Below are 13,701 nucleotides of genomic sequence, written 5' to 3' on the forward strand. Positions count from 1 at the left end.
GCAGCACCCCAGGTGACGCCGCATGAGAACCCCGCCGCCACCCACTGCCGCGCGCACGGACGCCTGTGCGATGCTCGGCGACGTGGAAACCAGATCCGTCAGCCCGGTGTTCGTCGGACGGGCCGACGAACTGGCCCTGCTCACCGACGCCCTCGCCCGCGCCGCCACCGGCGAGCCGCAGGCCCTGCTCATCGGCGGTGAGGCGGGCGTCGGCAAGACCCGCCTCACCGAGGAGTTCATAGCCGAGGCCGGCCGGCGCGACGCCGTGGTCGCCGTCGGCGGCTGTGTGGAGATAGGGGCGGAGGGACTGCCCTTCGCCCCCTTCTCCACCGCCCTGCGCGCCCTGCGCCGCCGGCTCCCCGAGGAGCTCGCCGCGGCCGCCGCAGGACAGGAGGACGAACTCGCGCGGATCCTGCCCGAACTCGGCGAGACCCCCCGCGGCCCGCACGACGAGGAGAGCACCGCCCGCCTCTTCGAACTCACCGCCCGCCTCCTGGAACGCCTCGCGGCGGACCGTACGGTCGTCCTCGTCCTGGAGGACCTGCACTGGGCGGACACCTCCACCCGCCACCTCCTCGCCTACCTCTTCCGCACCCTGGCCGGCGGCCGCCTCGTGATCGCCGCCACCTACCGCGCCGACGACGTTCACCGCCGCCACCCGCTGCGCCCCCTGCTCGCCGAACTGGACCGGCTCCGCACCGTCCGGCGGCTCGAGCTCTCCCGCTTCACCCGCTCCGAGGTCCGCCGCCAGCTCGCCGGGATCCTGTCCTCCGAGCCGGACGAGGCCTTCGTCGACCGGGTCTTCGCGCGCTCCGACGGCAACGCCTTCTTCGTCGAGGAACTGGTGGCCTGCGACGAGAGCGGCTGCCGCACCGGGCTCACCGAGTCCCTGCGCGACCTGCTGCTGGTCCGGGTCGAGGTGCTCCCCGAGGCCGCGCAGCGGGTGGCCAGGCTGGTCGCCGAGGGCGGCTCCACGGTCGAGTACCCCCTGCTCCTCGCGGTGTCCCGGATGTCGGAGGACGCGCTGATCGAGGCCCTCCGTGCGGCCGTCGGCGCCAACATCCTGCTCGCCACCCCCGACGGCGACGGCTACCGCTTCCGGCACTCCCTGGTCCGCGAGGCCGTCAGCGACGACCTGCTGCCCGGCGAGCGCGCCCGGGTCAACCGCCGCTACGCGGAGGCCCTGGAGGCCGACGACACCCTGGTCCGGGCCGAGGAGCGGGTCATCCGGCTGGCCAGCTACTGGTACTACGCCCACGACCCGGCCAAGGCGCTGCCCGCCGTGCTGGAGGCCTCCGTGGCCGCCCGCCGCCGGCACGCGTACTCCGAGCAGCTGCGGCTGCTGGAGCGGGCGATGGACCTGTGGGACAGCGCCCCCGCGGAGGTCCGCGGGGCGCTCCGCCCGGCCGACTACACGGAGGTCTACCCGCCGTGCGGCTGCGACCCCGCCACCACGCCGCTGCGCCGCCTCGACCTGCTGGCCGAGGCCGTGGTCGCGGCCCGGTACGGCGGCGAGCGCGAGCGCGCCCTGAAGATCACCAAGCTGGCCCTGCGGATGCTGGAGGAGGAGGACGACCCGCTGCGCGCGGCCTGGTTCTGGACCGAGCGCTCCAAGCTGGTCATCGGCCTGGCCCGCGGCGACGGCTGGGAGGAACTCGGCACCGCCCAGGAGCTGGTGCGCGGCATGCCGCCCTCCCAGGTGCACGCCGAGGTGCTGGCCTTCGCGGCCGGCTGGGGCATGATGCACCAGCCGGGACCGGAGAACCTGGCGACCGCCGAGCGCGCCGTCGAGGTGGCCCGGCTGGTCGGCGCGGAAGAGGTCGAGCTCAACGCCCGCCTCACGCTCGGCTCCCTCGTCGCCGACGCGGGCGACCCCGCCGCGGGCATCGCGGAGATGTACCGGGTGCTGGAGCGGGCCACGGCGCTCGATCTGTCGGTGCTGGCCGCGCGGTCCCACATCAACCTGTCCTCCCAGCTGGAGAGCCAGGGCCGGTCGACCGAGGCGGTCGGCGTGGCCCTGCGCGGCATCGAGCTGGTCCGCCGCTACCGGCTGCGGGACTCCGAGGCCTGGGTCCAGGGCAACCTGGCCGACTCCCTCTACAGCCTGGGCCGTTGGGAGGAGGCGGCCGAGGCGGCCGGCCAGGCGATGCGCTCGGCGCAGAGCGCCAAGCCGCGCGGGTCGGCGGCCTCCCGGCTGGCCCACCTGGCGCTGGCCCGCGGCGAACTCAGCGAGGCCGCGGCGCAGTTGGCCGCCGCCCACGAGCACTTCGGCAGCCACGACCGGCAGCCCCAGTACCGCATCCCGCTGTACCGGCTCGCGGTCGGCGTCGCGGCCGCCGAGGGACGCATCCTCGACGTGCGGGCCGAGCTGGTGCGGGCCGTCGCCGAGGGCATGCCGCCCGGCCACCAGCGCTACTCCTGGCCCCTGCTGCTGGCCGCCGCCTCGGCGGAGGCCGACACCCGGGGGCTGCCCGCAGCCGGCGCCGGCCGGGCCGAGGCGCTGGAGCTGATCCGCTCCCAGGCCAGGGCCCTCGCCGCCGCGGCACCCGTGTGGGCCGCGCACGCGGCGTACGTACGGGCCGAACTGCTGCGCGCCGAGGACCGGGACACCCCCGCCGACTGGGCCGAGGCGGAGGCGGCGCTGCGCCCGCTGGACCGGCCGTACCTGCTCGCCCGGGCCCGGCACCGGCGTGCGGAGGCCCTGCTGGCCGAGGGCGGCGACCGCGGCGAGGCCGCGGTGGCGCTCCGCGCCGCCCACGGGGCGGCCCAGGCCCTGAACGCCCGGCGGCTGCGCGAGGACCTGGCACTGCTGGCCCAGCGGGCCCGGCTGGCGCTCACCGAGGACGAGCCGCCGGCCGCGCCGGAGCCCGCGGGCGATCCGGCCGGCGCCCTGGGCCTGACCAGCCGCGAGCGGGACGTGCTGCGCCTGGTCGCGGCCGGGCGCAGCAACCGGCAGATCGCCGAGGAGCTGTTCATCTCCCCGAAGACCGCGAGCGTCCACGTCTCGAACATCCTGGCCAAGCTGGGCGTCACGGGCCGCGGCGAGGCCGCCGCCCTGGCCCACCGCCTCCGCCTCTTCCCCCGCGAGGCCCCGGCGCAGGGGGTGTCCGCCGGCTAGGCCGGTCTTTCGGATCAGGCCAGGCCCCGGCCCGCGGGGAGCCCCTTCCCACAGGGACCCCTGCCCGGGACCCCGCCCCGCAGGTCAGCGGACCGTGAGCTCCACGATCCGGTCGTCGCCCTGTTCCGGGGTGCCGCGGCCGTCGGTCTCGCTCGTGGAGAGCAGCAGGCGGTCCGGGCCGGTGGCGACCACCGTGCGCAGGCGGCCGTACTTCTCGGTCAGGAAGGCCTGGGGCGCGGCCGCGGCGCGGGTGCCGTCCAGGGGGATGCGCCAGAGCCGCTCGCCGCGGAGCCCCGCCATCCAGATGGCGCCCTGGGCGTACGCGATGCCGCTGGGGGAGGCCTGGTCCGTGGTCCACTGCGCGACCGGATCGCGGTACCCGGACTTGCCGGCCCTGCCCTCGGCCAGCGGCCAGCCGTAGTTCTGCCCGGGCTCGATCAGGTTCAGCTCGTCGTACGTGTTCTGCCCGAACTCCGCCGCCCAGAGCCGCTTCTCCGCGTCCCAGGCCAGCCCCTGCACGTTCCGGTGGCCGTACGAGTACACCACCGAGTCCGCCTCGGGGTTGCCGTGCACCGGGTCGCCGTCCGGCGTCATCCGCAGGATCTTGCCGCCCAGGGACTCCTTGTCCTGGGCCAGGCCGGTGTTCCCCGTCTCGCCCGTCCCGGCGTACAGCATCCCGTCCGGGCCGAACGCGATCCGCCCGCCGTTGTGGATCATGCCCTTGGGGATGCCCCGCAGGACGGTGTCGGGCGCGCCCAGCTGCTGACCCTGCGGCTTGCGGTCGTCGTAGATCATCCGGGCGATCCGGTTGTCCGACTCGGTGGTGAAGTACGCGTAGACCAGCCGGTCCGATGCGTACGAGGGGGACAGCGCCAGCCCGAGCAGCCCGCCCTCCCCGCCGGGCGCCACGCCCGACACCTCGCCGACCACCGTGAGGGCACCGGTCTCCCCGTCGACCCGGGTGATCGTCCCCTCGTCCCGCGAGGCCACCAGCATGTCGCCGTCCGGCAGCGGGGCCACACCCCACGGGCTCTTCAGGCCCTTGGCCACCTCGCGCCCGACCGTCACCGAGCCCTTGGCCGGGGCCCCGGAGGGCCGCGCCGAGGCGCTGCCGCCCGCCGTGGGGGAGGAGCCCCCGCCCGGCGAGGCCCCGGGGGCCGGGCCCGTACCCCCCGAGCAGCCGCCCGTCAGCAGCGCCCCGCACACCGCGAGCGCCACCGCTCCCGCCCTGCCCCTGCCGTTCCCGCGCATGACCTGCTCCTTCCGCCCGCCCTGGTACGCGCCTGCCCCGTCTCCATCATGGACAACGTCCGCCGCCCGCGGCAGCCGCTTCGCACGGGTCGCTCCCTCACCGCGCGCCTCCGCGCGCTCTACCACAACCGCCTTGACCGCTCCGGAAGTTCCGCCTCAGTCCCAGGACCCCACGGCCCCCGGCAGCGCCGCGATCTCCCGCAGGTCCGCCGCCGTCAGCAGCACCTCCGCCGCCCGCGCGTTCTCCACCGCCCAGCGCTCCCGCTTGGTCCCCGGCACCGGCACCACGTGCGGCCCCTGCGCCAGCACCCAGGCCAGCGCCACCTGGGCCGCGGTCACCTCGGGGCCGTGCCGCAGCGCCACCCGCCGCAGCCCCGCCACCAGCGGCTGGTTCGCGGCCATCGCCTCCGCGGTGAACCGCGGGTGCCTGGCCCGTACGTCCTCCCGCTCGAAGCCCTGCCCCGGCGTCAGCGTCCCGGTCAGGAAACCGCTGCCCAGCGGCATCGCCGCCAGGAAGCCCACCCCGCGCGCCGCACACCACGGCAGCAGCGTCTCCAGCGCCTCGGGGGACCACACCGACAGCTCCGCCTCGACCGCGCTCACCGGGAACACCTGCTGTACGCGCTCCAGCTGGCGAATCGTCACCTCATAGCGGGCCGCGCCGGCGCCCGGCCGTCCCGGCCCCCGCGCGGCCCGCGCACCCGCCGCCCGCGGGGCCGTGGCCCGTGCCCCCACCGCGCAGAAGCCCAGCGCCCGCACCTTCCCGGCCCCCACCAGCTCCGCCAGCGCCCCCCAGGTCTCCTCCACCGGCACCTCGGGATCCGGCCGGTGCAGCTGGTACAGGTCGATCACGTCCGTCTGGAGCCGCCGCAGCGAGGCGTCGCAGGCCCGCTTCACGTAACCCGGCCGCCCGTTGGCCACGATGTGCTGGTCGCCGCCGACCAGCAGCCCGCACTTGGTCGACACGAAGGCCTCGGCGCGCCGCTCCTTCAACACCCGCCCCAGCAAAAGCTCGTTGGTGAACGGCCCGTACATGTCGGCCGTGTCGAGCAGGCTCGCCCCCTCGTCGAGGGCGGCGTGCACCGCGCGCAGCGAACCCTCCCCGTGCCGCCGCGACTCCGTGTACGCCCAGCTCATCGGCATGCACCCGAGCCCGATCGCGCCCACGGCGAGCCCCGGCGCCCCGATCGTCCTGCGCTCCACCCGCTCGTACCCCTCCCTCGGCAGCCACCCAAAACTAACCGCTGCGACCGTGGCCGGTTCGCATAGCCTCCTGATCATGACTATCGACGTGTGGCTGCCGTTCCGTCCCGAGGAGATCGAGGGCCTGCCCGAGGGCCTCGCCTACCGCTTCTGGGACGGCGGGCCCGAGTTCCCCGCCGACCCCGCCGACTGCGCGTACTACGTGGTGCCGTACATGAAGGGCTCCGAGGTCGCGGTCCGCCCGCTGCCCGGCATGTCCGCGGTCCGCGTGGTGCAGACCCTGTCCGCCGGGATAGACCACGTGGAGCCGGGCCTGCACCACCTGCGCCCCGGCGTACGGCTGTGCAACGCGCGCGGCGTGCACGAGGCGAGCACCGCCGAGCTGACCCTCGCCCTGGTCCTCGCCTCCCTGCGCGACGTCCCCGGTTTCGTGCGCGGCCAGGACCGCGAGGAGTGGCGGGCCGGCTTCTACCCGGCGCTCGCCGACAAGCAGGTGCTGATCGTCGGCTACGGGTCCATCGGCGCCGCCATCGAGGACCGGCTGGCCCCGTTCGAGTGCGCCGGGGTGACGAGGGTCGCCCGTTCGGCCCGCACCTGCCCGCGTGGTCCCGTGCACGCCCTCGCCGACCTGCCGGAGCTGCTCCCGGAGGCCGACGTGGTGATCCTCTCCACCCCGCTGACCCCCGAGACCCGGGGCCTGGCGGGTGCCGGCTTCCTCTCCCGGATGAAGGACGGCGCCCTGCTCGTGAACGTCGCCCGCGGCCCGGTCGTGGACACCAAGGCCCTGCTGGCGGAGCTGGAGGCCGGCCGGCTGCGTGCCGCGCTCGACGTGACCGACCCGGAACCGCTGCCCGCCGGCCACCCGCTCTGGCATGCTCCCCATGTCCTGATCACGCCTCATGTGGGAGGCAGCACCTCGGCGTTCGAGCCACGCGCCAAGCGGCTGCTGGCCGCGCAGCTCACCCGGTTCGCCGCCGGGGAGCCCGTGGAGAACACCGTGCTGATCACGGAGTGAGTCCGGCCGGGCACGCTGCGCAGCCGTCCCGGCGCGTTCGGTATCCGTAACTCCCCTGGTGGTAACGGAGAGTAGAGAACCTATGTCCCTGAGTGACGAAACTGGTGTATCGTCCGGAACAAGGGGACTGCGCCGAGAACGTACGGCGCTGGGGAGTGATCGGACACTTTGGGGGGCGACGGGCGATGCACGGCCAATGGACAAGCGATCCGCGCACACGCAAACCGGCCACGCCGGTGACGGAGCCCCGGTGAGTGCCCCCGGGGCGCTCCTGACCCAGCCGCCGCCGGTCTCCGGCGGCGGGAAGGGCCTGGCCGCTCAACTCCTCCTCGCGGCGGTCTGCGCCGGGTACGCCGTCGGTGCCGCCTTCGGCTGGGGGTCGGAGGAAGTCGCCCTCTTCATGGGCGACTTCGGACTGAGCGTCGCGGCCCTCCTCGCCGCGGTCTCCTGCTTCCGCTACGCGCGTTCCAACCCCAGCCGGGAGCGGCCCGCGTGGCTGCTCTTCGCCTTCTCCTCCCTCATGGCGGCGTGTGGGAACGCGGTCTGGGGCTGGTACGAGGTGGTGCTGGGCGAGGAGGTGCCCAGCCCGTCCCTCGCCGACTTCTGCTTCCTCTGCTTCGCGCCGCCGGCCATCGTCGGCCTGCTGGTCCTGGCCAAACGCCCGGTCACCCGGGCCGGCTGGGTCTGCCTCTCGCTCGACTCCTGGCTCATCGGCGGCTCGCTGCTCACCCTCTCGTGGAGCCTGGCGCTCGCCCACACCGCCCGGAGCGCCACCTCCGAGGGCGCCGGCAGCGTCCCGCGGGCGGCCCTCTCGCTGGCCTACCCCCTGCTGGACATCGCCCTCGTCTCGATGGTGCTGGTCCTGCACTTCCGGCGGTCCGCCAGCAACCGCTCCGCGGTCAACACCGCCGTCGCGGCCCTCGCGCTGACCGTGCTCAGCGACGCCCTGTTCACCTCGCCGCTGCTGCGCGAGAGCTACCGCTCGGGCCAGCTGCTCGACGCCGGGTGGTTCGCCGGCTCGCTGCTGCTGGCCTACGCGCCGTGGGGCGCCCGCAGGATGGCGTACGGCGAGACGGGCGGCCACCCGCGGGGCGCCCCCCGCCCGCACAGCCGGCCCATCACCGGCTCGCTGCCGGCCCTGACGCCGTACCTCGCGGCCGCCGTCTGCACCCTGGGGATCCTGTACAACGTGGTGGACGGCCGCCGCGTCGACCGGGTCGTGGTCTTCACCGGCTGCACGGTGGTCCTCGCCCTCGTGGTCCGCCAGGGCATCATGCTGCTCGACAACATCGCCCTGACCCAGGAGCTGGCGCAGAAGGAGAACCACTTCCGCTCGCTCGTCCAGGGCTCCAGTGACGTGATCATGATCGCCGCGCCCACCGGGATACTGCGGTACGTCAGCCCCGCCGCCTCCGGCGTCTACGGCCGCGACGCCGAGGAGCTGGTCGGCACCGAGTTGTCCAGCCTGATCCACCCCGACGACCTCGGCCGGGTCGTCCACGAGGTGCGCCGCTTCCTCGCCGCCCCGCCCGCCGAGGAGCCCACCACGCGCATCGAGTGCCGGTTCAAGTCCGGCAGCGGCGACTGGCTCAACGTGGAGTCCACCGTCAACCGCCACCAGGGCGGCCTGATCTTCAACAGCCGGGACGTGACCGAGCGGGTCCGCCTCCAGGCCCAGCTCCAGCACAGCGCGGAGCACGACCCGCTCACCGACCTCCCCAACCGCGCCCTGTTCACCCGGCGGGTCCGCCAGGCCCTCACCGGCCGCCGCGCCGGGGACCACAGCACCGCCGTGCTCTTCATCGACCTCGACGGCTTCAAGGCGGTCAACGACTCCATCGGCCACCAGGCGGGCGACGAACTCCTCGTAGAGGCCGCCCGGCGGCTCCAGGACTCGGTGCGCGCCGGCGACACCGCCGCCCGCCTCGGCGGCGACGAGTTCGCCGCCCTGATCATGGGCGACGGCAGTCGCGACCGCTCCGCCCGCGAGTACCTGGTCCACGAGATCGCCGACCGGCTGCGCACCACCCTGTCGCAGCCCTACCTCATCGCCGGCAGCGAGGTCCGGGTCGCCGCCAGCATCGGGGTCGCCTTCGCCGACCCCGGCATCACCCCCTCGGACCTGATGCGCAACGCCGACCTCGCGATGTACCGCGCCAAGGCGGGCGGCAAGGACCGCGTCGAGCTGTACGCCCCCCAGATGCAGGCCGAGGTGGTCCGCAAGGCCGAACTGGCCGGACGCCTGCGCACCGCCCTCGACGACGGCGAGTTCGCGCTGCTCCACCAGCCCGTGGTCTCCCTCGCGGGCGGCGAGATCACCTCCGTGGCCGCGCAGGCGCGCTGGCGCTCCGCCCAGGGCATCCTCTTCACCCCCGCCGAGTTCCTGCGCGTCACCGAGGCGACCGAGGACCGCTCCGGGGCCGAGGGCGCCGGGCTCGCCGCCGGCGCCGCCACCCGAACGGCCGAACTGGGCAACTGGCTCCTCGAAGAGGCCGTGGTGCAGGCCGCCGAGCGCCACCAGGCCGGCCACGACGTGCCGGTGGCCGTCCGGATGTCCGCCCAGCGGCTCCTCGGCCTGGGGGTGCCGCACCAGGGGTCGGGCGGGGCGCCCCCCGCCTCGGTGGAGGCCCTGCTGACCCGGCACGGGCTGCCCTCGGGCGCCCTCGTGATCGAGCTGGCGGACAGCGACCCCCGGGTGCCCTTCGACGAGCTGGAGCGCCGCCTGGTGGCGCTGCGGCGGCTGGGAGTACGGATCGCCCTGGACGGCTTCGGCAGCGGTTACGCGGCCATCAGCGCCCTGCGCCGGCTGCCCGTGGACGTACTGAAACTCGACCGCGGGCTGGTCGAGGGGGTGGTGGAATCGGCCAGATTGCACAAGATCACGGCTGGTTTGTTGCGCATCGCAAATGATTTGGGCATGCAGTCCGTGGCCGACGGGGTGGACCTTCCCGAGCAGGTCCTCGCCCTCCGGGCCATGGGCTGCACCCACGGCCAGGGAATGGCCTTCTCCGGACCTCTGGACGAATACCGGCTGCGCAGGGCGCTGGTCCGCGGTACGTTCCCAGTACCCGGCGGGATCGCCCTTCCCGCCATGGCGGGCGGCACGCGGGGCGTCCCGGGAGGCCTCCATAGGGGCTCAAATAGTGAGACGTCCATCCCACCCACTTGACATCCCCCTCCCGGCGGAGGGAGGGTCAGTGCCATGCGCACCCGAATTCTCGTACTTGGAAAGCGCGTCGGCTGAAGCTGGGACCAAGATGTCCCCGCTCAACGCACCCGACGCGCTCCCCTCGCTTGCCATCCGGCACGAGGGGTTTTTTGTTGCACTGGCAAAACCCGAATCCTCGCAAAAACCCTCAGCTTCGAGAAGAGATTGCCGATGACCGAGCAGGCCACCGGGGCCCACCATCCGCAGCCGCGGGCCCGTACCGGAGGACAGCAGACCGCTGCGATCGAGCACGTCACGGGTGCGCAGTCCCTCATCCGTTCTCTCGAAGAGGTGGGGTGCGACACCGTCTTCGGCATCCCGGGCGGCGCCATCCTCCCCGCGTACGACCCGATGATGGACTCCAAGAAGGTCCGTCACATCCTGGTCCGCCACGAGCAGGGCGCGGGCCACGCCGCCACCGGCTACGCCCAGGCGACCGGCAAGGTCGGCGTCTGTATGGCGACCTCCGGCCCGGGCGCGACCAACCTGGTCACCCCGATCGCCGACGCGCACATGGACTCCGTCCCGCTCGTCGCCATCACCGGCCAGGTCTCCTCCAAGGCGATCGGCACCGACGCCTTCCAGGAGGCGGACATCGTCGGCATCACGATGCCGATCACCAAGCACAACTTCCTGGTCACCAAGGCCGAGGACATCCCGAAGACGATCGCCGAGGCCTTCCACATCGCCTCCACCGGCCGTCCCGGCCCGGTCCTGGTCGACATCGCCAAGGACGCCCTCCAGGCGCAGACCACGTTCAGCTGGCCGCCGTCGCAGGACCTGCCCGGCTACCGGCCGGTCACCAAGCCGCACGCCAAGCAGATCCGCGAGGCCGCGAAGCTGATCGTGCAGGCCAAGCGCCCGGTCCTGTACGTCGGCGGCGGTGTCATGAAGTCCGGCGCGACCGCCGAGCTGAAGGTCCTCGCCGAGCTGACCGGCATCCCGGTCACCACCACGCTGATGGCGCTGGGCTCCTTCCCCGACACCCACCCGCTGCACGTCGGCATGCCCGGCATGCACGGTGCGGTCACCGCCGTCACCGCCCTCCAGAAGGCCGACCTGCTGGTCGCGCTGGGCACCCGCTTCGACGACCGCGTCACCGGCAAGCTGGACAGCTTCGCCCCCTTCGCCAAGGTCATCCACGCGGACATCGACCCGGCCGAGATCGGCAAGAACAAGCCGGTCGACGTCCCGATCGTCGGTGACGCCCGCGAGGTCATCGCCGACCTGATCCAGGCCGTCCAGGCGGAGCACACCGAGGGCCACACCGGCGACTACTCCGCCTGGTGGAACGACCTCAACCGCTGGCGCGACACCTACCCGCTCGGCTACGACCTGCCCGAGGACGGCATGCTCTCGCCGCAGCAGGTCATCGAGCGCATCGGCCGGCTCGCGCCCAAGGGCACGATCTACGCGGCGGGCGTCGGCCAGCACCAGATGTGGGCCTCGCACTTCGTCAACTACGAGGAGCCCCGCACCTGGCTGAACTCCGGCGGCGCCGGAACCATGGGCTACGCGGTCCCGGCCGCGATGGGCGCCAAGGTCGGCCAGCCGGAGCGCACCGTCTGGGCCATCGACGGCGACGGCTGCTTCCAGATGACGAACCAGGAGCTCGTCACCTGCGCGCTGAACAACATCCCGATCAAGGTCGCGATCATCAACAACGGTGCGCTGGGCATGGTCCGCCAGTGGCAGACGCTGTTCTACAACCAGCGGTACTCCAACACCGTCCTGCATGCGGATGAGACCGGTCACGAGACGGTCGGCTCCCAGCTGGGCGAGTCCGTCGCGCCCCGCAAGGGCACCCGCGTCCCGGACTTCGTCAAGCTCTCCGAGGCCATGGGCTGCGTCGCCCTGCGCTGCGAGGACCCGGCCGACCTGGACAAGGTCATCGCCGAGGCCAACGCGATCAACGACCGTACGGTCGTCATCGACTTCATCGTCCACGAGGACGCCATGGTCTGGCCGATGGTCGCCGCCGGCACCTCCAACGACGAGGTCATGGCCGCCCGGGGCGTCCGTCCCGACTTCGGCGACAACGAAGACGACTGAGCGCAGAGCGAAAGAGAGAACGACTCACATGTCCAAGCACACGCTCTCCGTCCTGGTCGAGAACACGCCCGGCATCCTGGCCCGGATCGCCGCCCTGTTCTCCCGCCGCGGCTTCAACATCGACTCCCTCGCGGTGGGTGTCACCGAGCACCCCGACATCTCCCGCATCACGATCGTCGTGAACGTCGAGGACCTCCCGCTGGAGCAGGTGACCAAGCAGCTCAACAAGCTGGTCAACGTCCTCAAGATCGTCGAGCTGGAGCCGTCCAACGCGATCCAGCGCGAACTGGTCCTGGTGAAGGTCCGCGCCGACAACGAGACGCGCTCGCAGGTCGTCGAGATCGTCCAGCTGTTCCGCGCCAAGACGGTCGACGTCTCCCCGGAGGCCGTCACCATCGAGGCCACGGGCGGCGCCGACAAGCTGGAGGCCATGCTCAAGATGCTGGAGCCCTTCGGCATCAAGGAGCTGGTCCAGTCCGGCACGATCGCCATAGGGCGTGGCGGACGGTCCATCACGGACCGCAGCCTGCGGGCCCTCGACCGCAGCGCCTGATCCCCGCGCGCCCCTCCGCGAGCGCCGAACCCGCGGCTCGCCGGGCGCCCTGACGGGCGCCCGGCCCCCCGAGCCCGTATACCGAGACCGGTAGACCCGCACTTCCCTCCCCGCCGTACGGTGGGACGCAACGCACCAAGACCAAGGAGATTTTCCAGTGGCCGAGCTGTTCTACGAGTCCGACGCCGACCTGTCCATCATCCAGGGCCGCAAGGTCGCGGTCATCGGCTACGGCAGCCAGGGCCACGCCCACGCGCTGTCGCTGCGTGACTCCGGCGTCGACGTGCGCGTGGGCCTGCAGGAGGGCTCCAAGTCCAAGGCCAAGGCGGAGGAGCAGGGTCTCCGCGTGGTCTCCGTCGCCGAGGCCGCGGCCGAGGCCGACGTCATCATGATCCTCACCCCGGACCCGATCCAGGCCCAGGTCTACGAGGAGTCCATCAAGGACAACCTGAAGGAGGGCGACGCACTCTTCTTCGGCCACGGCTTCAACGTCCGCTACGGCTTCATCAAGCCCCCGGCCAACGTCGACGTCGCCCTGGTCGCCCCGAAGGGCCCGGGCCACCTGGTCCGCCGCCAGTACGAGGAGGGCCGCGGCGTTCCGTGCATCGCCGCCGTCGAGCAGGACTTCACGGGCAGCGCCTTCGCCCTGGCCCTGTCGTACGCGGCCGGCATCGGCGGCACCCGCGCCGGCGTCATCAAGACCACCTTCACCGAGGAGACCGAGACCGACCTGTTCGGTGAGCAGGCCGTCCTCTGCGGTGGCGCCTCCGCGCTCGTCAAGGCCGGCTTCGAGGTCCTGACCGAGGCCGGCTACCAGCCGGAGATCGCGTACTTCGAGTGCCTCCACGAGCTGAAGCTGATCGTGGACCTCATGTACGAGGGCGGCCTGGAGAAGATGCGCTGGTCGGTCTCCGAGACCGCCGAGTGGGGCGACTACATCACCGGCCCGCGCGTGATCACCGACGCCACCAAGGCCGAGATGAAGAAGGTCCTCGCCGAGATCCAGGACGGCACCTTCGCCAAGACCTGGATGGAGGAGTACCACGGCGGTCTGAAGAAGTACAACGAGTACAAGGACGCCGACTCCGAGCACCTGCTGGAGACCACCGGCAAGAAGCTGCGCAAGCTCATGAGCTGGGTGGACAGCGAGGAGAGCTGATCCTCCGCGGCGGGGGCGGGGCGGGTGCGGCCCGGCCCCCCCCGGCCGGGATGTGGGCCACCCCGAGCGTGGCGTGGCCACCCCGTCCAACCACCGCCGGGGGATACTTACGGCCCGGCCGGAAACCATACGGGATACCCCC

Annotated in this window: 8 protein-coding genes; 6 read left to right on the top strand and 2 right to left on the bottom strand. The window is 73.0% G+C overall.

The annotated features are described in order from the left end of the window. Window positions 1-70: 70 nt before the first annotated feature. Window positions 71-3,118, top strand: a complete 3,048-nt coding sequence (locus ACIQUQ_RS02010) for an ATP-binding protein (RefSeq protein ID WP_403970580.1) — start codon at window positions 71-73, stop codon at window positions 3,116-3,118. 84 nt (window positions 3,119-3,202) lie between these two features. Here the strand turns inward: ACIQUQ_RS02010 and ACIQUQ_RS02015 are convergent, their stop codons facing one another. Both ACIQUQ_RS02015 and ACIQUQ_RS02020 read right to left on the bottom strand, forming a co-directional pair. Beyond that, window positions 3,203-4,369: a PQQ-dependent sugar dehydrogenase gene (locus tag ACIQUQ_RS02015; RefSeq protein ID WP_403970101.1), complete on the bottom strand. Its 1,167-nt coding sequence runs from the start codon at window positions 4,367-4,369 to the stop codon at window positions 3,203-3,205. A 156-nt stretch (window positions 4,370-4,525) separates the two neighbouring features. Beyond that, the gene (locus tag ACIQUQ_RS02020) at window positions 4,526-5,572 is read right to left on the bottom strand and encodes an aldo/keto reductase (RefSeq protein WP_403970103.1); all 1,047 of its coding nucleotides are present in this window, start codon (window positions 5,570-5,572) and stop codon (window positions 4,526-4,528) included. Window positions 5,573-5,648: 76 nt separating this feature from the next. On the opposite strand from ACIQUQ_RS02020, the gene ACIQUQ_RS02025 reads away from it, so the two are divergent. The 5 genes from ACIQUQ_RS02025 to ilvC all read left to right on the top strand — a co-directional run bounded on the left by ACIQUQ_RS02025 (window position 5,649) and on the right by ilvC (window position 13,559). After that, window positions 5,649-6,587: a 2-hydroxyacid dehydrogenase gene (locus ACIQUQ_RS02025; protein ID WP_403970106.1), complete on the top strand. Its 939-nt coding sequence runs from the start codon at window positions 5,649-5,651 to the stop codon at window positions 6,585-6,587. Window positions 6,588-6,837: 250 nt separating this feature from the next. Continuing rightward, window positions 6,838-9,756 carry a putative bifunctional diguanylate cyclase/phosphodiesterase gene (locus ACIQUQ_RS02030; RefSeq protein WP_403970109.1) on the top strand — a complete coding sequence of 973 codons (2,919 nt, stop codon included), beginning with the start codon at window positions 6,838-6,840 and terminating at the stop codon, window positions 9,754-9,756. Between the two features lie 210 nt (window positions 9,757-9,966). After that, complete coding sequence (locus ACIQUQ_RS02035) at window positions 9,967-11,847, top strand: acetolactate synthase large subunit (protein ID WP_403970112.1); 1,881 nt, start codon at window positions 9,967-9,969, stop codon at window positions 11,845-11,847. 28 nt (window positions 11,848-11,875) lie between these two features. Then, on the top strand, window positions 11,876-12,400 hold the full coding sequence (ilvN, locus tag ACIQUQ_RS02040; protein ID WP_403970115.1) for an acetolactate synthase small subunit: 525 nt from the start codon (window positions 11,876-11,878) through the stop codon (window positions 12,398-12,400). Window positions 12,401-12,557: 157 nt separating this feature from the next. Next, window positions 12,558-13,559, top strand: a complete 1,002-nt coding sequence (gene ilvC, locus ACIQUQ_RS02045) for a ketol-acid reductoisomerase (protein WP_399948911.1) — start codon at window positions 12,558-12,560, stop codon at window positions 13,557-13,559. Window positions 13,560-13,701 lie beyond the last annotated feature (142 nt).

It is taken from the genome of Streptomyces sp. NPDC101118 (assembly GCF_044759445.1).
In the GTDB taxonomy this organism is placed as follows: domain Bacteria; phylum Actinomycetota; class Actinomycetes; order Streptomycetales; family Streptomycetaceae; genus Streptomyces.